This is a genomic window from Heyndrickxia sporothermodurans, from assembly GCF_003055045.1.
GTDB classification, from domain to species: domain Bacteria; phylum Bacillota; class Bacilli; order Bacillales; family Bacillaceae_C; genus Heyndrickxia; species Heyndrickxia sporothermodurans.
The window spans coordinates 25,044-48,813 of sequence record NZ_NAZB01000026.1 but is presented as its reverse complement, the minus strand read 5'-3'; the positions used below and the strand labels follow the sequence as shown (position 1 = coordinate 48,813).

At 35.3% G+C, this 23,770-nt stretch carries 23 protein-coding genes, 1 CRISPR repeat array and 1 riboswitch; of the genes, 4 read left to right on the top strand and 19 right to left on the bottom strand.

Going from position 1 to position 23,770, the window contains the following annotated elements; genetic code table 11:
- Positions 1–481: 481 nt before the first annotated feature.
- Positions 482–1,666, top strand: a complete 1,185-nt coding sequence (locus B5V89_RS12650) for a hypothetical protein (RefSeq protein WP_108072306.1) — start codon at positions 482–484, stop codon at positions 1,664–1,666.
- 46 nt (positions 1,667–1,712) lie between these two features.
- Positions 1,713–1,940 (top strand): hypothetical protein, encoded by a 228-nt coding sequence (locus tag B5V89_RS12645; protein ID WP_108072304.1) that lies wholly within the window; start codon positions 1,713–1,715, stop codon positions 1,938–1,940.
- A gap of 133 nt (positions 1,941–2,073) precedes the next feature.
- Positions 2,074–3,273: direct repeats of the CRISPR family, unit length 29 nt; unit sequence CTTTATATCCCACTACGTTCAGATAAAAC.
- 218 nt (positions 3,274–3,491) lie between these two features.
- Here B5V89_RS12645 and cas2 read toward each other — a convergent pair.
- From cas2 to B5V89_RS12575, 14 genes are all read right to left on the bottom strand, one after another.
- Positions 3,492–3,755 (bottom strand): CRISPR-associated endonuclease Cas2, encoded by a 264-nt coding sequence (cas2, locus tag B5V89_RS12640; RefSeq protein WP_066228052.1) that lies wholly within the window; start codon positions 3,753–3,755, stop codon positions 3,492–3,494.
- 1 nt (position 3,756) lies between these two features.
- Complete coding sequence (gene cas1b / locus B5V89_RS12635; protein WP_108072302.1) at positions 3,757–4,740, bottom strand: type I-B CRISPR-associated endonuclease Cas1b; 984 nt, start codon at positions 4,738–4,740, stop codon at positions 3,757–3,759.
- Complete coding sequence (gene cas4, locus B5V89_RS12630; protein WP_108072300.1) at positions 4,740–5,237, bottom strand: CRISPR-associated protein Cas4; 498 nt, start codon at positions 5,235–5,237, stop codon at positions 4,740–4,742. Before cas4 ends, cas1b begins: the two co-directional genes overlap by 1 nt.
- Before the next feature lie 188 nt (positions 5,238–5,425).
- Entirely contained in the window at positions 5,426–7,618 is a 2,193-nt protein-coding gene (locus B5V89_RS12625) for a CRISPR-associated helicase/endonuclease Cas3 (protein ID WP_066228060.1), read from the bottom strand.
- Between the two features lie 40 nt (positions 7,619–7,658).
- Entirely contained in the window at positions 7,659–8,378 is a 720-nt protein-coding gene (gene cas5b / locus B5V89_RS12620) for a type I-B CRISPR-associated protein Cas5b (RefSeq protein ID WP_066228063.1), read from the bottom strand.
- The gene (cas7i, locus tag B5V89_RS12615) at positions 8,378–9,268 is read right to left on the bottom strand and encodes a type I-B CRISPR-associated protein Cas7/Cst2/DevR (protein ID WP_066228066.1); all 891 of its coding nucleotides are present in this window, start codon (positions 9,266–9,268) and stop codon (positions 8,378–8,380) included. The genes cas5b and cas7i overlap by 1 nt, the downstream gene beginning before the upstream one ends.
- 4 nt (positions 9,269–9,272) lie before the next feature.
- Positions 9,273–11,066 (bottom strand): type I-B CRISPR-associated protein Cas8b1/Cst1, encoded by a 1,794-nt coding sequence (cas8a1, locus tag B5V89_RS12610; RefSeq protein WP_108072298.1) that lies wholly within the window; start codon positions 11,064–11,066, stop codon positions 9,273–9,275.
- A gap of 1 nt (position 11,067) precedes the next feature.
- On the bottom strand, positions 11,068–11,799 hold the full coding sequence (gene cas6, locus B5V89_RS12605; protein ID WP_108072296.1) for a CRISPR-associated endoribonuclease Cas6: 732 nt from the start codon (positions 11,797–11,799) through the stop codon (positions 11,068–11,070).
- A gap of 182 nt (positions 11,800–11,981) precedes the next feature.
- Positions 11,982–12,563: a hypothetical protein gene (locus B5V89_RS12600; protein WP_142406526.1), complete on the bottom strand. Its 582-nt coding sequence runs from the start codon at positions 12,561–12,563 to the stop codon at positions 11,982–11,984.
- A gap of 5 nt (positions 12,564–12,568) precedes the next feature.
- Positions 12,569–12,757, bottom strand: coding sequence for a hypothetical protein (locus B5V89_RS12595; RefSeq protein ID WP_066228079.1), 189 nt, complete (start codon positions 12,755–12,757; stop codon positions 12,569–12,571).
- Between the two features lie 235 nt (positions 12,758–12,992).
- On the bottom strand, positions 12,993–14,126 hold the full coding sequence (gene solA / locus B5V89_RS12590; RefSeq protein ID WP_108072294.1) for an N-methyl-L-tryptophan oxidase: 1,134 nt from the start codon (positions 14,124–14,126) through the stop codon (positions 12,993–12,995).
- A gap of 67 nt (positions 14,127–14,193) precedes the next feature.
- Positions 14,194–15,036 carry a MetQ/NlpA family ABC transporter substrate-binding protein gene (locus B5V89_RS12585; protein ID WP_066228086.1) on the bottom strand — a complete coding sequence of 281 codons (843 nt, stop codon included), beginning with the start codon at positions 15,034–15,036 and terminating at the stop codon, positions 14,194–14,196.
- Between the two features lie 66 nt (positions 15,037–15,102).
- Positions 15,103–15,765 carry a methionine ABC transporter permease gene (locus tag B5V89_RS12580; RefSeq protein ID WP_066228089.1) on the bottom strand — a complete coding sequence of 221 codons (663 nt, stop codon included), beginning with the start codon at positions 15,763–15,765 and terminating at the stop codon, positions 15,103–15,105.
- Positions 15,755–16,789, bottom strand: a complete 1,035-nt coding sequence (locus B5V89_RS12575; protein ID WP_108072292.1) for a methionine ABC transporter ATP-binding protein — start codon at positions 16,787–16,789, stop codon at positions 15,755–15,757. Before B5V89_RS12575 ends, B5V89_RS12580 begins: the two co-directional genes overlap by 11 nt.
- A gap of 139 nt (positions 16,790–16,928) precedes the next feature.
- A riboswitch (SAM riboswitch) is annotated at positions 16,929–17,033 on the bottom strand.
- A gap of 186 nt (positions 17,034–17,219) precedes the next feature.
- Between B5V89_RS12575 and B5V89_RS12570 the strand changes: the two genes are divergently transcribed.
- Both B5V89_RS12570 and B5V89_RS12565 read left to right on the top strand, forming a co-directional pair.
- Positions 17,220–18,647 (top strand): YfcC family protein, encoded by a 1,428-nt coding sequence (locus tag B5V89_RS12570; RefSeq protein WP_107920487.1) that lies wholly within the window; start codon positions 17,220–17,222, stop codon positions 18,645–18,647.
- 77 nt (positions 18,648–18,724) lie between these two features.
- Positions 18,725–19,885 (top strand): M20 metallopeptidase family protein, encoded by a 1,161-nt coding sequence (locus B5V89_RS12565; RefSeq protein ID WP_107920488.1) that lies wholly within the window; start codon positions 18,725–18,727, stop codon positions 19,883–19,885.
- A gap of 79 nt (positions 19,886–19,964) precedes the next feature.
- On the opposite strand, the gene B5V89_RS12560 is transcribed toward B5V89_RS12565, so the two are convergent.
- The 5 genes from B5V89_RS12560 to B5V89_RS12540 form a co-directional block, all read right to left on the bottom strand.
- On the bottom strand, positions 19,965–21,347 hold the full coding sequence (locus B5V89_RS12560; RefSeq protein ID WP_108072290.1) for a vWA domain-containing protein: 1,383 nt from the start codon (positions 21,345–21,347) through the stop codon (positions 19,965–19,967).
- A gap of 216 nt (positions 21,348–21,563) precedes the next feature.
- Entirely contained in the window at positions 21,564–21,968 is a 405-nt protein-coding gene (locus B5V89_RS12555) for a hypothetical protein (RefSeq protein WP_108072288.1), read from the bottom strand.
- 39 nt (positions 21,969–22,007) lie between these two features.
- Complete coding sequence (locus tag B5V89_RS12550; protein WP_108072286.1) at positions 22,008–22,448, bottom strand: DUF5085 family protein; 441 nt, start codon at positions 22,446–22,448, stop codon at positions 22,008–22,010.
- 1 nt (position 22,449) lies between these two features.
- Complete coding sequence (locus tag B5V89_RS12545; RefSeq protein ID WP_066228107.1) at positions 22,450–22,899, bottom strand: DUF5085 family protein; 450 nt, start codon at positions 22,897–22,899, stop codon at positions 22,450–22,452.
- The gene (locus B5V89_RS12540) at positions 22,896–23,762 is read right to left on the bottom strand and encodes a hypothetical protein (protein ID WP_066228109.1); all 867 of its coding nucleotides are present in this window, start codon (positions 23,760–23,762) and stop codon (positions 22,896–22,898) included. The genes B5V89_RS12545 and B5V89_RS12540 overlap by 4 nt, the downstream gene beginning before the upstream one ends.
- Positions 23,763–23,770 lie beyond the last annotated feature (8 nt).

Below are 23,770 nucleotides of genomic sequence, written 5' to 3'. Positions count from 1 at the left end.
ATAAATAGTATATTTTGAAAACAATTTACTTTGAAGCTAAATAATACTGAAAACCAAATTTTTGTAGTAAAAGTTATATGGTATTAACCACTGACGGTGCAATGATTGAAAGAATAAAAAAGGATTTTTGAAAACCAAAGAAAAAGAAAGAATAAGCCCCTAATCCCCACTAAATCAAAGATTTTGAAGGGGAATGCGGCGCTTCTTTTTGTTCAAACGTTATTTTAGAGCCTTCTTGCAAAATAAAAAAATAAAATTTTCAGAAATGCATAGAAAATTCAACCAATATATTTTATAATCATTTTTATATTATTTATCAAATGTTAGAAGAATATGAATTATAAATTAACATTTGAAAAATAATATCCATTTATTGATTTCATATTGTATGAAAATAATTGGATATTGCTTTCTTTTCACCAATTCTGTTTAGAAGTTTTTATCCGAATATTTTAAACCATTCATCAAAGGAGAAGATTACATGACGATTAATGAACCAGTATTTGCAGCAATGTTAATTCTCGCGTTAGTAGCTGTCGGTGAAATTATTTCTGTGGTAACTCGCGCAAGAGTACCTATGTTGCTCGTTGCTATTCTTGGATTTCTCGTACTTGTTTGGACAGGAATTTTCCCAAAAAATATTGTTGATACCTCATCCTTCAATGGTATTGGTACGTTATTAACAGGGCCATTAGTAGTCCATTTAGGGACGCTCATCCCATTATCTATGATGTCTAAACAATACAAAGCAGTCATAATATCCCTAGGGGGAGCGTTAATTGCCTTAGTACTTGTCCTTCCCATTATCACTTTACTGTTCGGTTATGAAACAGCAGTGGCCGGAATGGGCCCGATTGTTGGAGGAATTGTTGCTTTTCTCGTTACTTCCACGGAATTAAAAGAGCTAGGTTTCGAAAGTTTAGTAGCAATCCCCGCCTTAGTTTTAGCGATACATAAACTATTTGGTATGCCGGTTGCTTCTATTTTCCTTCGAAAATATGCTCTAATTTTACGCGATAAAACGGACCTTCTTGAGCGACACAAACAAACTGCTGCCACGTTAGAAACAACGATGAACCATTCAACCGCTTTAACGAAGAAAAAAAAGAAATACGAATTTAATACGGCCAATGTTCTACTATTTAAACTGTTTCTAGGAGCCTCTATTGCCACAGTTATTGGAAACGTAACGGGTGTGAGCTCAACTATTTGGTGTCTAGTCATCGGTGTCATAGGAGCAAGAGTAAAATTTTATGATGAAAATATTATGGATAAGGCAAAAGCTTCAAGTATAGCCATCTTAGGTACAATCTTTATCGTCATCGCTTCGATGAGTACCGTTAGTCTAAAAGAATTTTTACATTTCATCCCACAAATTCTAGCCATTATTGTGATTGGACAAATTGGCATTGTCTTAGGTGGATATCTATTTTCAAAACTAACAAAATGGCATCCTTACAAAGGGATGTCCCTAGCGTTAACGGCCATGTTTGGCTTTCCAGCAGACTATATTCTTTGTCAGGAAGTAAGTAGAAGTGTCGGACGAACTGAGGAAGAACAACAAATCTTGCTTAATGAACTATCACCACCTATGCTTATTGCAGGCTTTACAACTGTCACCGTCGCATCAGTTATTATCGCCAGCATTCTTGTAAAAACATTATAAAGAAAGAGGGGCTTTATCCCTCTTTTTTATTTTAGGCGGAAATTAGATGGATCTAATTTTGTCTACATGGAAATTTATGACGTCGCTGATTGTTTCATTTGCAGTTATGTTTGTTGGGATTCTTTATCTTGGAGCTCCTTCAACGATTGTTCTAATCTTTCCCGGTGTATCGGTGATTATTTTATCTGTTGTATGGGGAGTACGATGGAAAAAGATTGAAGATGATTTATTACATAATTTAAAGGCTATGCTTCAACCGATTCTCATCCTTTAGCAGTTGGCATGTTAATAGATACACGGATGATATCTGGAAACGATTCCTTTAATTGTTTAGTATGGGCTTTTAAGATTATCCCTATGTATTTTCTCATTCTTACAGCAGTTTATTTGTTCCATTATGTCGATAATTTTATATCCCACTACGTTCAGATAAAACAATATTAATGCTAAAGTTATCTCGCAAAATATGCTTGCTTTATATCCCACTACGTTCAGATAAAACTCAACAGGATATAATACACCTGAAGAACATTTTTATCTTTATATCCCACTACGTTCAGATAAAACATAAGTGTCTTTTTATATTAAATTAAAAATTATTAGGCTTTATATCCCACTACGTTCAGATAAAACAGAAACGCTCAATTGGTTATTAGAACAAGCTGAAACTTTATATCCCACTACGTTCAGATAAAACTGAACACCCTGCATTTATCAAAAAGAACAAAGGCGGACTTTATATCCCACTACGTTCAGATAAAACCAGGCACTAAGTGCCCATCTTTCTTGCGTGTACGTGAACTTTATATCCCACTACGTTCAGATAAAACCGTAAGGCAGGAAAGAGCAAGCGTATTCACATTAAGCTTTATATCCCACTACGTTCAGATAAAACTTAAAAATATCGATTTTTCAAGAGATAATAAACTTCTTTATATCCCACTACGTTCAGATAAAACTGGTTTTGGTTGCTTTGGCGCTTCAACTGGTTTGGACTTTATATCCCACTACGTTCAGATAAAACTTAAATGTTGTTGATCTTTTGCCTCCTCCCATATCCACTTTATATCCCACTACGTTCAGATAAAACTTTTCACCTACCCATGCTGTTTGCGCATGAGGTAACTTTATATCCCACTACGTTCAGATAAAACAAAGAAGGATTGGTACTATTCTCTGATTGGCACTTCTTTATATCCCACTACGTTCAGATAAAACTCAGTTGGTACCCACTTGCCATCAACTTTTTGACTCTTCTTTATATCCCACTACGTTCAGATAAAACTTAGCTGCTTGTGGTGATAGCGATAATGTAAGTACAACTTTATATCCCACTACGTTCAGATAAAACTGTTATTGAAATAGAACTTATCGAAGAATCGCCGGCTTTATATCCCACTACGTTCAGATAAAACCTTCGCTCATTCGCTTCATGCCGTTATCATAAGCATCTTTATATCCCACTACGTTCAGATAAAACTCGGAAAGTTTGATTCCTTTCATACGGTGGTTAACTTTATATCCCACTACGTTCAGATAAAACTTGCCGAATGCTTGAAAGGAAACGAAATCCCTAATCTTTATATCCCACTACGTTCAGATAAAACCCCTTACCAACAGACATCCTAAAAACCCAATAATAATCAGTATTAGAGACGACTTTATAAAACTACCTTTATTACAAATTTTGCAGTCAGCCCTCAATCATAAAATTTTAAAATTGGTAATATGTATTAATATACTATATATATCAAGGTTTGAGCTACTTTTTAAGCAAAATAGCTTTACTGCAAATTTATTGAAAGTGGATGGTCTTCCCTTCTAGTTATAAAAATAATTCGTCAAATCCTTTTTCTTGTCCCAATATTTTCTTTTGAATGTGATAAGGATTTTCCACTTGATATAAATAAACTGAGTCTTCCTCTGGATTCGTTATTTTTTGAATTTCATTCAAACATTTCATTAAATTTCCTTTTGTGATTTCCCCTTCAAAGACTGAATTCTGTGTCCATCTTAAATAAGCTCTTAATTTTTTGCAAACTTTACTAACTCTTTTTTCTCCCACGTCATAAGTAATAATTACAAACATGTTACCACCACGCTTTCAATGGTTTATATTTTTCATCCCCGATAAAATGCTTCATGAGCTTATAACACTCCAGTCGGATAAAATAACGATAAGAAACTTTTCGATTTAGGGAACGATGTTTAACAGTTGTTGACAATTTTCTTTCCCATTCAGAGATAAACTTTTTCTTTCCTTCTTCACCTAGATGGACAATACCATCCGTTTTTTTAAAGTCCTCAATTTTAATCATTCGATTATTTATTAGTGAGAATATCACCGGATCAACTAGCAAAGGTTTGAAAATTTCCGCAATATCTAAAGAAAGAGAAAATCTTCGGCTGGATGGTTCATGTAAAAAACTTATGGATGGATCTAATTGAGTTTTATAGATTTCAGATAATACAGCTGAATACATCAAGCTATTACCAAAAGAAATTAACGCATTTAATTCATCTAAAGGCGGGCGCTTGCTACGATTTTCAAAATAATATTCACTGCGGATTATTTCATTAAAAGATTTGTAGTAAACTTTGCGGATTTCCCCCTCAATCCCCATCAAACTTTGTACATTCTTCGATTCCTCAATTAAAGGAACAAAAGACATAATTGTGTCAAAATAGTGGTTAGTCTTCTCTTTATGTCTACGTAAATTTCTTAACATATGGAACGACGCTCCTTTAATAAAAGACTGCGCCAAATAGATTCTTTGATGGATATCCAAGTAATGGGCACTTTGATAAACCTTAACAACACCGGAAATCTTCTTTGCCCTTGGATAAAACGAACCAGAATAATACCCATAATAATTATAAAAATGTAAGACTATTTCATACTTTGCAGCAAAGTTTAGGAACATTGAATTCATATCAATTTGACCGAATACATGAAGGCTATCCATTTGTTCTACCGGTAAATACGTGATATTTTCTTCTTTATCAATAAAACAGATTGTATTATTTTTTCTTTTCAATCTTCCATTAGAAAAAATATATTGCTCCTTTTGCATTAATCCTCACCTCCAGCAATATAACAAAAATCATAATATGCACATTTATGACAATAAGGTAGGGTGGGAATTTTTGGTGGACTAGGCCTTGCTAAAATATTATTGATTTCACTTATACTGTTCTCAACATACTTTCGATTTTCATCGCATAATTCAATCTCTTCAATTCTTTTTTCCTTTGGATATTGAATTCTTCCTTTTTTCTTCACTCCTTTTTGGTCTAATTGGTATAAATAAAAAAGCATCTGCAACCTATCCGCTTTTTCCATTTTGCTAGAAATTTTAATTTCACTAATATAATCCCCATCAATCATATCTATTTTTGATCGCTCTATATCTATCTCTCTTTTTCTTTTTTGAGGGTATGATCTTTCGTGCAGTATTTTTCCCTCGAGCACTCGATCGTTATTCGATTCCATCGTTAATCCATTCGAATATAACCATAACTTTCTCTTACAAACTTCCAAATAATTCATTTGTAAACCGGTTATTTCCATTTTTCCATCTCCCATTCTTTTTACCTATTAGGATTTCCGAAAGAGATGTCTTTTATCCTATAAATTTATATACAAAATTCGAGAATCAATGTAGAAATTTGTAGGATGATTAATTCCTCATTTACAAAAAAAAAAGACCACACATTATCGTGTCGATCTTTCTATTATTTTCATTATTACTCTACTTTTTAAACTAACCCAATCTGTTCACTATATTCTCGGTCAATATAATACAAACCTTTAATCAAAGGAAAATCGGATAGCAATCCTCTATTTTTCTTACTATATAAATTCACTGGTACAGTAAACTGTTCAATAATATAGCGAGCTTTTCGCTTTTCCGTTTTTGTAGAAGCTTGTTGCCACTTTATAAATGCATCTTTAATATCCGCACAATCTTTATATCGAATAGGTATAGCTTGAACCTGTTGTATATCACGCAGCAAATCTTGTGCCTTACTTTTCCTAATCTCATATAAAGGCCTATCCCTTAATTGTTTTAATGTATCATCAAATTCCTTTTTAAATTTAGTTCCACTTAAAGACTCCTCATTATATAGTTCATATATCATCATTTGCTTCGTTGACTCTAGTATTACACCTTCCCCCTGTTGGTTTAGTATGGTACAACTTCTACTATAAATTTCATCATAATAAACATTGCCAATCCCACTGACATCTTTCATACAAACTAAAATATTCGGTTCGCTTATTGACTTCTTTCCTTTGCGATTACAACGGCCATAACGTTGAAACTGACTATCTAAAGAAGACATTTCTGTGATTAAAAAGTCAAAATCAATATCTAAACTAGCCTCAACGATTTGCGTTGTTATCCAAATTCCAGGTGTATTATGATTTTCTGCAAATAATAATAGATTATCTTCTAATTTATTGCGATCCTTTTTCGTAAATTTGGAATGCAGTAAACATACATTTTTATTTTTTTCAAAAATAGATTGATATACTTCTCGAGCTCGTTTAATCGTATTACAAATTATAATTACTTTTCGAACCTCCCCTTCCTTCACTGCTTTGTCTATGATAGTTGAATCGATAATAGATAAATCTTCAATTTTTATATTATGTCTTTTCTTCGAATCATCAATAAAGCTTTTATAAGCAATTGGGGTTCTAGGATCTTTCATTTCTCTTTGGAGAGCTTTAAAATAAAAATCCGGAAGAGTGGCGGTCATTATCATAAATGATCCACCGAATTGATCAATTATAACCATTGCTCTAATCAACATAGCAGCAATTCTCGGATTATAAGCTTGCAACTCATCCACAATAACTTTAGCTGTTGCCACTGTTGCTATTTCCTTTTCAAAACCTAAATAATAGAAAGGAAATTTTAAAATCTGATCTATAGTTGTTATAATTAACTTATTAGCAAATTCTTTGGATTGGGAATGTACTTTTTCTAACACCTGATCATTTGCTTCTTCTTGATCATATAAATAATCTAGACTTGTTGAATGTAAAAGACCTGTTGCCATTTCTCCATACTCTTCATTTCGTTTTGAAATAGCAATCTTTGTCGAATCAACGATTCGTTGATACATAGAATTAATACTCACGCGTAATGGTAAAGTAAAAAATCCTTTCCGATTCCCTAGCCAAAGCAGTCCTGCTTCCGTTTTTCCCATTCCTGTCTGTGCAATGACAACTACATGTTCCTTTTGATGGTCCTTTGTAAACTTTTGAAGTTCGTTAATTCCTAATGGAAAGGTCTTTTGAATAAAACTCTGAACGTATACACCGATATCCATCTCATTAGCCAATTCAATTGGAACATGTGCTGAAGCCGCATGATCAAGACGATGTAATAATCCTTTTAATAGTACGTACCGTTTAAATAATATTCCATCAATAGGCAAAATTCGTTTTTGATGTTTAATAAAATATAATTTACTTAAACGTATTTTTTCATCTATTACAATATGTAACTCTTTTTTTATTACATCCCTATAAGGTAAAATATTCAATTTGTAGTTTTTTTCAATTTCAGAAAATTTAGGTTCGCTTCCCCTTTCATGATGAAAAGCAATCACTTGCGATAAAAGCCTCCCTTCTTCTCCTGAAATTGCAAAATCTTGAAAAGGAATGGCTATAACGGATAAGAAATTATGTTCCACTTGGTAATTTGCTTTAGCCTCTAGTAATGGCTTGTTCAATTTTTTTCGTATTTTATTTTGAAACACGATATCCGTTTTTCCAACATCATGGTACTCAACAGCTATTTTTAATATTTCCCAATCTCTTTCACTCAATGGTAGGACATGCTTATACAATGATTTTAATGTCTCGTATCGAATGAGCAATTGGTCCGTATGTTCTTTTATTGTTTCAACTGGATCTGATTTAGCATAATAAATCATTTAAAAACCTCTCTTTCAATTAAAAAGAAAAAGGAGAAGACTAGACAATATCCTTCTCCATTTCATTCGGAAACAAAACACAATCTCCATATTCATCTATCAAAACATTATCGAATTCATCGATAGGTGAACCCGCTTCTACGTATCCGACTTTTATCCGATTCCAAGCACGAACACCATTTACTATTCGGTAAGTCCAATTTAATTGATAAGGAAAATAAGTCATTTCTCCAAGCATACTTTGCGGAACATATGCATTATATGCTAGTACAGGTTCATCTTTACATTCTTTAATTTCAACTAATTGACATTGTTCAATTTGAACAAGATCTTCCCAACGTCCTAAACTCAAATGTGAACTTAATGATTGTATTTTTTGATAGAGTTGTTCCAAAACCTCCTTATCTGCTTGTATATGAATAATTAGATTTACATCATAAAGCATATGTGTATACATTGGCATCGTTGTAATATTCTCTTGTTTTTGCTGTATCCCTAATCCATCCATCGTAATTGCTAGCTCAGTCATTTTATCTTTTTTATAAAAATAATGAGTTTGATAATCTGTTACTAATGTGTCATATTTTCCTTGTATACTAATTTTCATTGGAATAAACGAATTAGCCTTAAGTAATGCATGAAGCATTCCCTTTACTGTTGAATACGGAGGTAAAGGATATGTTTCGGAAACCTTGAAAGCAAAGGGCTTCTTATAACATGCAGTTTGTTGATATAACTGAAGCCTTAACACTTTTGTCATTACATCGTCACTCCAAAATAGGAAGAAATTTGTTCTTTTAATTTTTCAAAAAACTGTTCTACTGTTCCAGTTTTGACAGGCAATGAATTTATTTCCTCTTCGTTATGAAACATTCCTGATACATAACCAATCGCCGTATCTTCATTTATTTTATTTCCCAAAAAGGTTGTCTCCAGTACATCTTTTAAAGCATGTACAGAAAGATTCCATGTTTTTAAATTTTGTTCGATATTTACACGTCCTAAGAAAAATGGATTAGCGATAGAATAAACGCCACCGATAACAAATAATGGAGCTAAGCTTTCTTGTCGCCCACGTATATTTCTATTTAATAATTTGATGACGTCCAACAATTGATGGAGTCTATTCACCTTTTCATGTGTAGATAGTTCTAAATCCTGATCCACTCCTATACGAGTTAAATCAATTGTTACCGTATAAGCGTACAAACTCTCATGTTGTTCAATATTTGCTAAATTTGCTGTTTCGCCAATTCTTTCTGCAAGACCCATATTATTTAGAAATTCCATATCACTTCGATATGGTTCTAAAGAAATCGCATGTGATAATCGGACGACTGCAGCCCTTTTAATCGATTGTTTTCCTGTTTTTAAGTAGCCAAATAAATCCATTTCAACTGAGTCTTCAATAGTTACATCATCTTTAAATTGGAGCGTGCCTTTCGACTTATCAATTGTATTCAAATTCCACTCAAACCACTCATTTCCTAGGCGAACAATATCATAACGGAGACTTTGACGTGAAGCAAACGATAATACATCCCCATTTCCTCTATGTATTTTTTTTAACTCTGAAATATTCGCAATTCCTTCCCCATAGTTCAATGAATTCGCCTTAAAAATAATCGTAAATGTTAATCCCTTGCCCATTCTTTTATTCCCCCTCTGTTTTTTCTTTATTATTTCCTTGTTCTTCGCCAAGAAGACCGGCAATGAAGGCGCTTGAAATGGTTGTAAAATCTAACCCTTTTTCTTGATAGGATTCTATAAAAGTAGTCGGTATAGCAAGATTCGCAGTTAGATGAACACGAAATAAAGTATCCATAAAAGAATCCCTATCCCCTGCCTTTGATGCGTTTATTAACCGATAAGCAATACTTTCGACTTTTTTTCGTCCCGATGCTTTATAAGGACCACTTATGTCGGACCTAGACTGCGATAACTTATTTCTAAGCTCCGCCCCTCTGGAGTAAATAAACCAAATTTTTTTATCTTGACTTCCCACCTGTCCTTCACCCTTTCTAGCTTCAATAATTCTCCAGCGTTCTCTCGTCGCAATATATGCACCTATGGCATGATTCCCATTTAAAACAGCAATTCGTAGATAAGAACTAATCAATTCTTTCGGATCTAGCCCTTTTAATACCGTTCGTAAAAACTCTTCTCTGCTATCAAGTTGTCGCAACATTTTTAAAGAGTTCCCATAAATTCTTAAATAGTTAATTAAATATTCCGGCATTTGATAGTAATCCAGTAATGTTTTTTTAGTTTGATATTCGGAATAAAACTCAACAAAGGTGAAGCCTTGACTTCTCTTACTTGCTGTATATTGTGATTCACTTAATAAGCCAATGATCGCTTCTCCAAACGTACTTCCTTCATTTCTTAGCGTTTGATACGTATTATTGTCCTTTACTATTTCAGCAAATGGCTTCATTGAAAAAATTACGCTAAAATATCGATAATTTTTTGATACTGTTTCGTTCCCAACTTTCCTATTATAGGTGGTAAATCCAATAGGCGTAAGAAAAAATAGCAATCTTGCAACAGCACTTATCGGGATTGGCTGCTTCTTGTTAAAATTCCAATTAAAATTTACCGCCTTATCCTTTGATAAACCTAAAGGGGAAAAAACCATTTCTTCAAACGACTGGGTTGCTAAAAGTTCAGTTATAAATGAGCATCCTAAAGTATCCTTTTTTAAAAAATTCACTATTTCTTCAAATGTTTTTAATTTCTTTATTTTCGTTAACCAATCCTTAAATGGCTTATATTCTTTGTGTTCGTCGAGGAACTGTTCAATCTCCTCTTTTGATGAGGCAGAATGAAGAACTTGATGAAAAAGCATTTCCTTTTTGGCTGGTTCAACAAAATCCTTGTTCATTTTCTCAATATGTTCTTTAGTAGTTTTTGAATTAAAAGATGGCTGTAAAAATGAAGGTTGACCAAATATTGGACCTAGAATTATCGTTTTAGTATAATTTAATGTTAGTTTTTCGTTAATAAAATCTGTAGACATAATTCGTTTATAGGCAGAAAATGACTCATAGACAATATTCACATCATTTTCAGACTTAACATTCCTTAATGCCTCAATAACCTTTTTTAGTTCCATACATTCTTTTGTTGTCGGAAAATATTTTTCTACTTTCTTTAATTGCTCGGTCATCGTTTTTCTTAATTCACTAGCGTATTCTTTGACCTTATCATTGTTTGTATTTAAGCGGTTGATGTACCATTCCATCCGTTTGACATCCCTATCAACTACACTATATTTCCTCAATAAGTAGTCAAAATATTTATCAGCCAATGTATCTAAGTGGTCAGTCCTTAATTGTATCCCCGTAGAAGTTATACTATTTGGATCGTCTTCATAAAGGCGGGAAAATCCAATTAATCCTGCCATAAAACTCCATTCATCCGTTGCAATCTGAAGTGGTTCCGCCACTTTATTCCACCTCCTCTTTTACCAAATCTAGCAGGCCAAATGATTGTGCATTTCTTTTTCCAATCCCTAACAAATAAATCAACTGAAGATCCTCGGGATGCCCTTCTATTTTTAATAAGCCTCTATAGGCTGTGTAATAAAGAAAAGGTGAGTGACCAGAAGATTTTCTATAGGTAGAATTCGTTTCTTTAATGACTGTTTTTTTCATTGAAACTGGTGTAATTCTTAGTAGCTGATAAAGTTCACGTTTAGCAAATTTACGTGCTTTTAATGCGGCATAATAGTTTATTTCCTTTTCATAGTTTTCATCAATTGGATGTAGTGGTTTTCCCGATCTATCTTCCACTAAAATTGGTGACCGAGTAGAAAATAAAACACTGCTTGTCCTGATCTTATCCTCTTTCACCAATTCCATATCCGTTCGAATCCATGTTTCACCAGATGTTTGGTAGATAGCAAGTTGTTGAAGTCCATTAAATAGATGAATCATACATTCGTTAGAGGCACTTATCGTGATGGTTAATTCAGACAGGTTAATTTTATTTTCACAATAGTTAAAATCTTTTAAATACACAGCGGTAGTAAACGGTTTCATTTCTTTCCTATTTATTTCGAACAGACACGTATAATAAGCTACATCACTGCGGCGAATAGCTTCTTTCAATAAACTCAATACAGTCATCCTATATCCAATCGAAATACTATTTACTTTATAAGAAACTTTTAATCTCATTTTTTCACCTCCTAAATGAATTCCTTGAACAAGTTCAAAAGAATAGTTAGCGTTAATTAGTACTATTATACTACATTTACCTATTTTTTCTACAATTATTTATAATATGTTAGTGTCTACTTCAATAAAAAATCGGGCTATTACAGTAGCCTCTACATCCAAAAGCTAACCACATATTTTTATCAATCTATTAGGTTTGCAACTTTAAAAATCAAAAAAGGAAGTACATTTTCGCTTTTCTTTTTCATGATAATAAAATCATAACTTTCATAAAAGCTAATTGAGTTTTCTGTTGCTTCTAGTCCAATAAACATACATCCTGATTTTTCTGCTACTTCTCTAACCATTTCAAATACATACCCTATTAATATGTCACTATATTTCATACCTTTTACCATCTTCCCTTGATATTGATTATCAATAGCAAACTGATGAAGACGTATAGCCGGAAAAATATCATTGTCCTTTGGTTTATATATAATAAATTTTTTATATTTAAATCGTTTCATTAGTTTATTACTAATTAGAATTTCTTCATTATATAAAGAAAAGAACCCAATTACCTTATTTTTCTTGTCGTTTAAAAGTAAGTAGGTTCTAATAAGTTGATGTATATGATGCATGTATGCTTCTTCTGTTAGAAAATGATTAATTTTCTCATGATCCCGCCTAAGCTTTTCCTGCTGTGCTTTATATTCAGATAATAAACAAGAGAAATGCTCTATAATTTGTTTATTTACACCGGTTATTGGTAACAAATGCATTTTTATCATCCTTTGTTTCCTATACGCGTTTTCTGTGGTGAGTTATTAGTTCTCATATTCCTTTGCGCTAGGTGCATAGCTTCTCTTGCTTTATTAATTCCTTTGGATGGTTCATCCTTCGTAAATGCCCAATTTTCAAACTTTTCCTTTTGGTACTTTCCAGCCAATTTTATAACAGTTGGTTTTCTTTTCAAGCCTAGAAACACCTCCAAAAGTCCTCTTTTTATACAACTATTTTACCATTGTAATGGGAATTTCTCAAACAGAGGGACAAATATGTTTAAAACAACTAAAAAGGATAGCAAGCAGCTATCCTCTAAAAAGTTTAGTCATTTTAAATAAAATAACCTATTTTCTTCATGGCTGAAAAATTTCATTTCTTCAGTAAAAATCACCGGTTCTCTTCCAACTCCCTTGTCCTTTTCAAAACTATCGATTCAAAGCAAACAATGAAATATCATGCTCCGTTTTCCCATTCACAGCTAACTGACTGAGCACTTCACCCATGACACTCGCAAATTTAAAACCATGTCCAGAAAATCCACATGCCAGAATGACCTGATCATTTTCAGGGAGTGTGTCGATAATAAAATGATGATCACTGGATTGGGTCATTAAGCAAGTCCTTCCTTCGACTAGCGATCCATTTGCTTCAGGAAGATAAGTTTGCAGAAAATCTCGAAGCTCCCCTTCATCCGATTCATAGGCTCCAAAATTTTGAGAATGTTGATCAGGGTCGATCGGTTGCCCGCCGTCTGTTCTTCCCAACTTGATTCCCGTGCCATCAATATTTGGAAAACCATAGAACATTTTATCGACATCATCTACGTAAAAGGATGGGAAATGGCCAATATCAAATTTGCCTTTTGGTGTTTTAAACCAACTTACTACTTTCCGTACGGGTTGAATCGGAAGCTTTAGATTTGGCAAAAGCTTCGATGCCCATGCACCTACTGTTACGATGATTTTTTTTGCGTAGAATTCCTCATCAGCTGTAATCATCTTAATCCCATTTTCATTATCCATTTCGATTTCAAGGACAGGCGAATTCGTGACAAGTTTGGCTCCGTTTTCTAAAGCCATTTCTTTATATGCCTGAATAGCCTTTTCACTATAGACAAGTCCTGATTCTTTTTCAAGACAACCAATATAGTGTTCAGGAAGGTGAATTTCGGGCCATTTTTCTTTAATTTCGTTTCCGGATAAGACTTCCAGTTGCAGATTATACTTCTTTGCTGCTTCGATGGTTTCATGAAGGAATACCGAATCTTTCGGTCCCAATCCTAGCACGCCCGTTTTTTCAAATATTTTATACCCACTCTGCTCTTCTAACTCGGTCCACAATTGCTGGGCTCGTTGAACTAAGGACACATACTGCCGGCCTTCACCGTATGCATGACGGATCATCCGTGTCCCTCCGTGGTGACTGCCATGATGATGGGGTGGATCAAAGGCATCAATCAGTAAAGTCTTTACCTGTTGCTTAGCTAAAAAAGCACCCGCAGCCATTCCCATCGTTCCGGCACCGATAACTGCGACATCAAAAAAGGATTCCTGTTTCATCTCGTAATCTCCTAACGATCAATAGATAAGGGCTGTTTAATAGAAATAAACAGCCCATCGTATCATTTTAGTTTTGTTTATAGTCATCTAAATAAGAAACTGGTTTAACAACCGGAACTGCCGCACCTTTGAAATGATCTTTGATGAAGCTTGTCACCTCGTCATCGTGATAAATATCCACAATTTGTTGTAAAGTCTTATCATTTTTGCGTTTCGTTTGGGCAGCAATAATATTTACATAGGCTTTATTGCTGGCATCTTCACCAAATATCGGGTCCTTGGAAGGATTTAATCCGGCATTGATAGCCATATCACAGTTGATAATTGATGCTGTTGCATCGTCTAAGCCACGAGCTGTTTGTCCTGCATCAACCGGTGTAATTTTAAGATTCTTAGGATTATCAACAACATTTTCTACTCCGCCGGCGCCAGTAAAGCCATCTTTTAATTTAATAAGACCAGCTTTTTGCATAAGCAAGAGGGCTCTTCCTAGATTCGTAGGGTCTTTCGGGATGATAATTTGGTCCCCATTTTTGATTTCATTAATGTCTTTAATTTTTTTAGAGTACATTCCCATTGGCCAAATGCTAGTCGTCCCGATTGCGGATAAATCTAATTTACGATCCTTTTTGAAGCTATCAAAATAGACGACGGTTTGAAATGCATTAATATCAATTTCTCCACTGTCTAAAGCGAGATTAGGCTGAACATAATCATCAAATTTTACAATTTGAATATTGATTCCTTTATCTTTTGCCAGTTTTTTAACGAGATTCCATGTTGGAACTTCTGCTGACGATGTACCTACTTTCACTGTTTTGCTGTCCCCGCTTTTTCCTGAACTACTGTTTGATCCACACCCGGCGAGAATAATTAGTAAGCCGAGTAAAATAATTGCTAGTTTTTTCATACTCCTGATTCCTCCATGTAGTTTTTTATTATAAAAAGAATGACCTTTTACAATCGTTGATGTGGTTTATTTTCGTCTTAACTTTTTCGCAATAATATTTCCTAGTGATTGAACGAGTTGAACCAAAATGATTAGTGTGACGACGGTAATAATCATTACTTCGGTCTTAAACTGGTTATATCCGTACGTAATCGCTAAATCACCGATTCCTCCACCACCAACAGCTCCTGCCATAGCTGAAGCACCAATTAATCCAATGGTCGCAATCGTTAAGGCTAGAACTAACGAGCTTCGGGCTTCGGGAAGTAGAAATCTCCAGATAATTTGCCACGGTGTTGCACCCATCGCTTGTGCTAATTCGATGGTACCGTGATCCACTTCTAGTAAAGAGTTTTCAACTAATCGACCGATATAAAACGCTGTATAGAGAACAAGTGGGACAATTGCTGCCGTCGTCCCAATCGACGTTCCGACCACTAATCGGGTGAAGGGGATAATGGCCACGACTAGGATAATGAACGGTACGGAACGAAAAATATTGATGATGACATTAAGAATATTGAAAATAATTTTGTTCTCAAGAATCCCATTTTCTCTTGTAATAACTAACACAACCCCGATGGGCAAACCAATAATAATCGAAATAATTAATCCGACTATTACCATATAGAAGGTTTGATTTATAGCTGTCAAAAATTCCGGCCAGAACCAGCTCCAATCAAAAGCCATCTTCTGTCACCTCCTTAATTACTGCATCATGCTCTTGTATGTAATGGACGGCACGATGGATTTCATCCGCATCTCCTTTTAGTTCTACAATTAAATTTCCAAAAGGTTTCCCTTGGAGCTCCGTTACCATTCCATGAAGAACATTCAAATCGATTGAAAACTGTTTAGCCGTATTTGATAACAATGGTGTACTCGTTGATGCACCTTTAAAAATAATCCGATAAATGCCATGCGGGTTCGCTTGGCTGCTTTCTTCAATCAGCTTTTGTACTGATTTAGGAATCGTATCATTCAAAACAGTACGCACAAAGCTTCTTGCAATAGCCGTTTTTGGTTCAGTAAACACGTCGATTACCGAGCCTTGTTCAACAATGATTCCTCTTTCAATGACAGCTACCTTATCACAGACATCGCGTATTACATTCATTTCATGGGTGATCATTAAAATGGTAATGCCTAATTCATCACGTACCTTTCGTAATAACTCCAGTACGGCCTCCGTCGTATTCGGATCAAGGGCTGATGTTGCTTCATCACAAAGAAGAATATCGGGATCAGTTGCCAACGCCCTTGCGATTCCAACCCTCTGCTTCTGCCCTCCAGATAGTTGTTCGGGATATTTATCCATGTGATCCTCTAACCCGACAAAGGATAATAATTGAGTGACTTTCCTCTGAATTTCATCCTTCGGTTTCCCTTCTAAAATGAGCGGCATTGCCACATTGCGGAAAATGGTTTTCGAATGCAATAAATTATATTGCTGAAAAATCATCCCGATTTTCTTTCGTTGTTTTCGTAATTCACTTGGTTGTAGGGATAAGAGATCCACACCATTGATTAACACTTTTCCAGCAGTAGGTCGTTCTAATAAATTCACACAACGGATGAGAGTACTTTTTCCAGCACCACTAAATCCTACAACCCCAAAGATTTCCCCTTTCTCTACTTTCAAATTAATTCCTTTTAATGCATGAACCTTATTCTCTTTTCCATACGATTTATGGATATCTTCTAGTACAAGCATGTTGTTTTCCCCTTTCAAAAACCAATACGAAAAGCGTAAGCGCCTTGCTTAGCCCCGACAAGCAAATGTTCTTTCAGGTTGGTTGCGCTAGACAATAAAAAAAACCACAATCATCCGAAAGTGGTTAGCGTCTATCTAAACCTTATCTTTCAGAATGATAACATTCTGCAGGAATTAGCACCTTTCATATATAGAAGGTTGCTGGACGTCATCGGGCCTGTCCCTCAGTCTCTCTGGATAAGTTATTCAATTTAAAATTTACTTAATACTATAAAATTAATCATTAATTGTCAATACTTTTTTTGAATAAGAGTGATAGGCTTTCTTTGGTAATACAAAAATATTAAACTATTCTTGCATAACCAATGAATATATATTACAATTGGTTGTATAAAAATTCATATCAATTATTTAAAAAGGAGTTTACAAAATGCCCAACACTCTTCTTCAATTTAAACCAAAAAATCAGTCCCCTCCTCAAGATCAGGAGAAGAACGTTAGAAATATCAATGCTTTTGTCCTTATTTTCTTCGTGATTATTATTGCTGCTGTATTAACATACATTGTACCTGCGGGGGAATATGATCGAGTAGATAAGGATGGCCGAACGATCGTTGTTCCTGATTCGTTTCATTTGACGGACTCGTCTCCGGTTGGCTTTTTTAAAATATTCACTAGTATTCATACGGGAATGATTCAAGGTGCTGGAATAATCTTTTTCGTATTAATGGTCGGTGGTTCTTTCGGTATTTTAAAGGCGACAGGTGCTCTTGATGCATTGATACTGACGATTTCAAAAAAGCTCGCCAATCGTGAACTGCTACTTATTCCTGTTCTTATGTTGTTCTTTGCAGCAGGTGGGACCTTAATGGGTATGGCAGAGGAAACTATCATCTATATAGCGATTATCACCCCACTGGCAATAGCCTTAGGATTCGATGCAATGGTCGGATTTGCGATTGTTTCTCTCGGAGCAAATATTGGATTTATGAGTGCCATAATGAATCCATTTAATGTTGGGGTCGCACAAAGCATTGCAGAATTACCAACATTCTCAGGCATTGGCCTCCGACTGGCATTGCTTGCTACATTTTATATCGCAGGAGTCCTATTCGTTTACCGCTATGCCAAAAAAGTTAAAGCACAGCCTGAACTACGGTTCCTAGGAAACTTCCAAAAAGGAAACACAATTGCATCTGATGTAAAGTTAGAAACTCGCCATAAGTGGGTCCTTACTGTTTTCTTACTTAACTTTGTTGTATTGATTACAGGGGTTTTAAAATTCGGTTGGTATATTACAGAAATCGCCGGTTTGTTCCTATTGTTCGGTATCCTCATCGGAATCATTGGAAAATTAAATCCAAACAAAATGGCGGATAGCTTTATGGATGGAGCAAAGGAAGTAATTGGTGGCGCATTAATTATCGGTTTCGCACAAGCCATTCTCGTTGTATTCCAAGATGGAAAATTAATGGATTCCGTTTTGTATTATGCTTCTTCCCTTTTAAGTCAGTTATCACCCGCATTAAACGCAGTAGGAATGTTTTTTGTCCAGCTTTTCCTTAACTTTCTTGTTCCATCTGGAAGTGGACAAGCCGCGCTTACGATGCCTATCATGGCTCCGCTATCTGACTTAGTTGGTGTAACTAGACAGACAGCCGTATTGGCATTTCAGCTCGGGGATGGCATCACCAACTCTATTTTTCCAACGGCAGGGGTATTAATTGCCGGCCTTGCTATCGCGGGCATTCCATTTACGAAATGGTTCAAATGGGTACTGCCATTTATTTTTATCGAGATCGGAATCAGTGTCGTATTCCTACTCATCGCCCAAGCAATTCATTATGGACCGTTTTAAAATAATATCCATGAAACAGGAAGAATTGCACCTTATGTCTAATTAAATACTCAATAAAGAATTTCGGAGGGTTCATCATGTTACAGACAAAACTAGTAGATTCAGCCTTAAAAGCTTGGACAATTGAACAACGCAGGCATTTTCATATGCATCCAGAACTGTCAGGTCAGGAGTTTGAAACTGCCGCTTATGTAAAGGAGAAATTAGCTGAGTTCGGCATTCCCGTCGATTCACGTTTCTCGGAACCAAATGTAATCGCCTATTTTAAAGGCACCGAAGGAAAAAAGACGGTTGCACTTAGAGCCGATATGGATGCTCTTCCTCTTTACGAAGAGGGTGACAAGCCATACATATCAACCGTTCCCGGTGTTATGCATGGTTGCGGACACGATGGCCATACAGCGATATTACTCGCCGTTGCGAAATGGATGAGTAGCCATCCCGACCAAGTGAAAAACAATATTGTATTTATTTTTCAAAGTTCCGAAGAAGCGTCACCAAGTGGGGCACAACAGCTTGTCAAGGAGGGAGTATTAGATGGAGTCGATGTGATTTATGGTATTCATTTAATGTCAAGGCTTCCGCTAGGCAAAATTGGCTTTGCATCCGGCTTTGCCATGGCCTCCAGTGATGATTTCGATATTACGATTGAAGGTGTTGGCGGACACGGTGGCCAACCACAAGACGCAGTGGACCCAATTTATATCGCGACACATCTGATCCAAGCCTTTCAGTCCATTGTCAGCAGAAATTTACATCCATTACATGCCGGCGTGATCTCTTTCGGTGGAATGCAGGCCGGAAATTCCTACAATGTTATTCCGTCTGAAGTGAAACTACAAGGGACGATTCGAGCAATGACATTCGAGGCTGCTGAACTAATGAACAAAAAAACAGCTCAATTAACAGAGTCCATTTGTGCAAGCTTTGGGGCTAAGGGGCACTATCAATTTATCGAAGGGACACCACCATTGTACAATCACCCTGAAGCATGTGAATATGCGTTAAAGGTGATCCAAGATATATTCGGTGAAGAAGCGTTTGAACCAATGGAACCATCCATGGGGGCTGAAGATTTTTCGTATTATTTAAAGGAAAAAACAGGTGCCTTCATTAATGTAGGCATGCAAAGTGAAAAAAGCAAATACCCGCATCACCATCCTTTATTCGATATTGATGAAGATGCGATCCCTACCGCCATTGAGTTGATGATTCAATTGGCATTGAATGGTGAATAGATTCATATTGAAGCACACTCTTCCTATCGAGTGTGCTTTTCGTTGTTTTAGTAGTCCCTTGTTTTAGTAGTCCCTTGCTTTAGTTTCCATTTTTCTTATCAATCGTTTCTTTAATTTTTTTGTTTCCCTCATCTACAAATTTCCTCCACTCATCATTGCCATTATCGACAACTTCTCTCCACATAAGGTTACCTGTATCGACTGCATACTTCCATTTACTATCCCCATAACTAACAATTTTAGAGAATAATTGTCTAGCCGGATGACTGTAATCCTCAAATCGCGTTTTTAAATATTCCCCTGCTTGTTTCATTCGTTCTTTTTCACGAATGCTTTTTTCTTTCATGCTTTCCTTCGTGTTTATTGCTAATGTTTTCTTTTCTTCTTTTAAGTCAATTGCTTTTCTTTTTCCTTCTTCCTTCCATTCGATCCATGCTTTTTGAATTTCTTCATATTGTGCTCGTAAATACTTTTTCAAATCACGTTCCGAATTAACATACGTAAATTCACCGTTTCCAGCACTCGCCACATTTTTCAGTAATTTCTGCCCCTTATTATCTACGTCAAACCCAATTATGTTTACAACCGTTTCAATATCTGCCGACACTAACGCTTTTGCGGCCTTGACTGGGTTCCCACCACATGTTTCAATGCCGTCGCTTACTACATATACGACAACCTCATCCGTATTTTTAGGAATATCTTCTTTTACTTTATTTAACGCAAGACCAATAGGCGTCCAACCCGCTGGTTTTACCTTTTTCAATGATTGGTTAAATTTTGACTTGTCAAAGCGACCATTATAAAAATTCTCTGAACTGCTGCAAGACATTTTTTTATCAGAATCACTTCCTGTGCCTTTATGACCATAAACTCGCATTGAAATGGTGGCATTTTCCGGAATTTGCTCAGCGAATTCAAGAACCGCTTCCTTTGCTACTTCCATTCTTGATTTCCCACCAACAGAAGCTTTCATACTCCCACTAGCATCGATTAAAATGGCGTAATGTGCGGTTTTCATGCCCGGTATCTCAACTGACTCATCAGGTCGATCAACAGAAATATTAACAGTAGAATCAAAGTTTAATAATGTTTCCATTTCTTTATGATAATCCTCGCTCAATAAAAACTTTAACTCCTCCATATACTGTTCCTTCGTTAAGTCATCAGGCAACTGATCCAGTGCTTCTTTTACTTTTTCTTCGTCGTATTGATCGCCGCTGTATTTTCCAGGATAACGAAGTAATTCTTTTTCAATATCTGATAATTCACGTTTCGGCATCTCAATGTCATAATACTTAACTTCCTTTGCCGTGTACTCGTTTTCTGACTTTTCCTCTACTTGTTTCACTTCAGTGGACTGTTTTTTGTCTTTATCCGCATTTGGTGACTGTGAAACATCCTTCGAGCATGCCGCCAAAATGAGTGACAAAAATAAGAATACATATAAAAGCTTTTTCACAGTTCATGTCCCCTTCTAAATAATGGATATATATTACCATCATACCTAAATCTATACATTTTTGGGAGAGTTCAAAATTCCTATTTCATTCGTACTAGTTCATATGTATAAACATTTCCTTATGGAGGCTAGCAAACATCAGAAAGGATACAAAAACATTAGTGGCCTATTACACATCAACAAAGCAATAGGCCATCCCCCACTGTTTCCTTCCTCTTAACCTACTGAACTTAAAAAACTTTGAAGGTTTTTTTTATGCCAGCCGGCACCAATCATTACTTTATTAACTTTAAAACTAGTTGAGCCGTTGGCAGTATCAAATTTCACTTTATAACTTGCAAGTTTTGATTTTAATTCAATATTAGTAATTTGATCCTTTGGAATGAAAACATGTGCGTTCTGTACGATTTTTCCGGTAAGATTATCGATTGGAATGATGACAAGCCCTTTATCTGAGTAATTTAAGACATTGAACTTTGTCGAAAGGACTGATCCAGCACCATATAAAACATAATCCAAAGTTGATGGCATAATTACTCCACATACATTTTTGTCTTGTCCAGTTGGATCGTAAAGATCATGTTCTTTTAAATAATTGATAATATCATTTTCCTTTAACATTTACATGCCTCCATATTTACAAATGTGTTCTTATTGTTTCTACGACGAGACTCCAACTTTTATAAATACATATTGGAATATTTCGTCACCTGATATAACGTGATAAAAGGGGGTGATTTGATTTAATCCATTGTGCTCGATATAATCCAATAACATGTGATAAGCTATTTCTGTTTTCTGTTCAAAATGGTCAAATAAACAAATCGAGAGCATGTCCTCAACGTTATAATAACTATGAAAATAGTAATCTTCCATTGTTACAATGCTATCCTCTTTAATAGGCATAAATAATTCAGCATGCACCATTTCGTCCATAGGAACGTTCGTTATTGAATAGAATAATGGTCCCTTTATCCTTGCCTTTTGTTGAATTACTTCATGTAAAAACTGCTTCAAGATGCTATCAATTTCTGTATAGTGGAAATAAACGCGCTTAGATAGGACATTAGTATAACGGATCGCATCTTTAGGATTGATCATCTTATGCCTCCCTTACTATCGGTGCGTAAATATCAATGATCCCTTCTCCGTACACATCTAAATAAATATGGTAAAATGTTTCCTCTAATTTCAGATTATATGCTTTAGCAGAGGCATGAAGTAATTCGTAAGACTCTTCAATGTCATCTTCTACATCTGCATGTCTATACGCTAAACCGTCATCAAACTTCCACAATTCATCAAATCGATATTTGTCATTATCCTCCATTTGTATAGATGTATTCACTGGCATATAAAACGTATAATCAGCCTCACTCACTGATTTATCAAAATGAGAGACTTTGTAAATAATCGGGCCAGTGCTATATAATCCATTTTTAATAATGGCATTTCGAAAGTCTCTTGCTACAATGTGCCACCCGTTTGTTTTACATCTTGCGGAAGTACTTATTACATTATGAAAAATTATCGGACACCGTTTGATTTTCATTTTTTTCCTCCACCGACCTTCTTTTCAGTTGATTTCTTCTTTTGTTTATTATGATGGGTCACTAGGTATGTTTGATTCTTCCTAGTCTTGGTCCGTTTGGTGGTTTTATTTTCTTTAATAGGTCGCTTAGGCATTGGGATGATGAACGAATCAAACCTGAATTTACAATAAGTAAGTAAGAAAAACTCTGGCCAGGCAAAGGCAACGGCGTATTGAAAGACAACACATAATAAAAGAAAAAAATACAATTGTAATAATGGACCAAAGCTGACTGATGAATCGGATAACACCTTGAAAATTGATCCCCCGAGCATCGTAACACCAAATACGATGGGAAAACTGATTTGAGCTTTTGACTGTGCAAAATTATATAATCCTTTTCCACCTTTGCGAAATTCACCTTTTCTAACCCTTTGGATACCTCTAATTGTTGAAACAATCAAATAGATTAGCCCACCAATACATAAAATAATAGCAGTAGTCCTAATGTTATTAGGTACATTTTTTCCCATGCAAAATATTAGAAGAGCTAAATAAAATTCAGTAGACGTTTTTAATGAAATAATACTCAATAATATTGATTGCAATCTTTGAAAACGATAGGCGTATTTTTCCTTTGAATACAAAAATGTAAATAATAATTGGGTTATTAAAAGAACAATACTAACATTCGCAATTATAACCCAAAAAATGCTTGTGACATGGTGGCTACTCCCAAAAATCCCCAAAGCCAGCACGCTTGTTACTACGGCACTTATTGCGAAAGCACCCCAGAAAAATACAGAAATGCCATCAGGGCTTAACCGATCTACTGCTACCATCCTTAACTCATAAAAATCATCTTCAACACACTCTTTTAACATATAAACCT

Coding starts and splice junctions, on each gene's coding strand:
- B5V89_RS12650 (WP_108072306.1), top strand. CDS start 482: ATGACGATTAATGAACCAGTATTTGCAGCAATGTTAATTCTCGCGTTA.
- B5V89_RS12645 (WP_108072304.1), top strand. CDS start 1,713: ATGGATCTAATTTTGTCTACATGGAAATTTATGACGTCGCTGATTGTT.
- cas2 (WP_066228052.1), bottom strand. CDS start 3,755: ATGTTTGTAATTATTACTTATGACGTGGGAGAAAAAAGAGTTAGTAAA.
- cas1b (WP_108072302.1), bottom strand. CDS start 4,740: ATGCAAAAGGAGCAATATATTTTTTCTAATGGAAGATTGAAAAGAAAA.
- cas4 (WP_108072300.1), bottom strand. CDS start 5,237: ATGGAAATAACCGGTTTACAAATGAATTATTTGGAAGTTTGTAAGAGA.
- B5V89_RS12625 (WP_066228060.1), bottom strand. CDS start 7,618: ATGATTTATTATGCTAAATCAGATCCAGTTGAAACAATAAAAGAACAT.
- cas5b (WP_066228063.1), bottom strand. CDS start 8,378: ATGACAAAAGTGTTAAGGCTTCAGTTATATCAACAAACTGCATGTTAT.
- cas7i (WP_066228066.1), bottom strand. CDS start 9,268: ATGGGCAAGGGATTAACATTTACGATTATTTTTAAGGCGAATTCATTG.
- cas6 (WP_108072296.1), bottom strand. CDS start 11,799: ATGAGATTAAAAGTTTCTTATAAAGTAAATAGTATTTCGATTGGATAT.
- B5V89_RS12600 (WP_142406526.1), bottom strand. CDS start 12,563: ATGCATTTGTTACCAATAACCGGTGTAAATAAACAAATTATAGAGCAT.
- solA (WP_108072294.1), bottom strand. CDS start 14,126: ATGAAACAGGAATCCTTTTTTGATGTCGCAGTTATCGGTGCCGGAACG.
- B5V89_RS12585 (WP_066228086.1), bottom strand. CDS start 15,036: ATGAAAAAACTAGCAATTATTTTACTCGGCTTACTAATTATTCTCGCC.
- B5V89_RS12580 (WP_066228089.1), bottom strand. CDS start 15,765: ATGGCTTTTGATTGGAGCTGGTTCTGGCCGGAATTTTTGACAGCTATA.
- B5V89_RS12575 (WP_108072292.1), bottom strand. CDS start 16,789: ATGCTTGTACTAGAAGATATCCATAAATCGTATGGAAAAGAGAATAAG.
- B5V89_RS12570 (WP_107920487.1), top strand. CDS start 17,220: ATGCCCAACACTCTTCTTCAATTTAAACCAAAAAATCAGTCCCCTCCT.
- B5V89_RS12565 (WP_107920488.1), top strand. CDS start 18,725: ATGTTACAGACAAAACTAGTAGATTCAGCCTTAAAAGCTTGGACAATT.
- B5V89_RS12555 (WP_108072288.1), bottom strand. CDS start 21,968: ATGTTAAAGGAAAATGATATTATCAATTATTTAAAAGAACATGATCTT.
- B5V89_RS12550 (WP_108072286.1), bottom strand. CDS start 22,448: ATGATCAATCCTAAAGATGCGATCCGTTATACTAATGTCCTATCTAAG.
- B5V89_RS12545 (WP_066228107.1), bottom strand. CDS start 22,899: ATGAAAATCAAACGGTGTCCGATAATTTTTCATAATGTAATAAGTACT.
- B5V89_RS12540 (WP_066228109.1), bottom strand. CDS start 23,762: ATGTTAAAAGAGTGTGTTGAAGATGATTTTTATGAGTTAAGGATGGTA.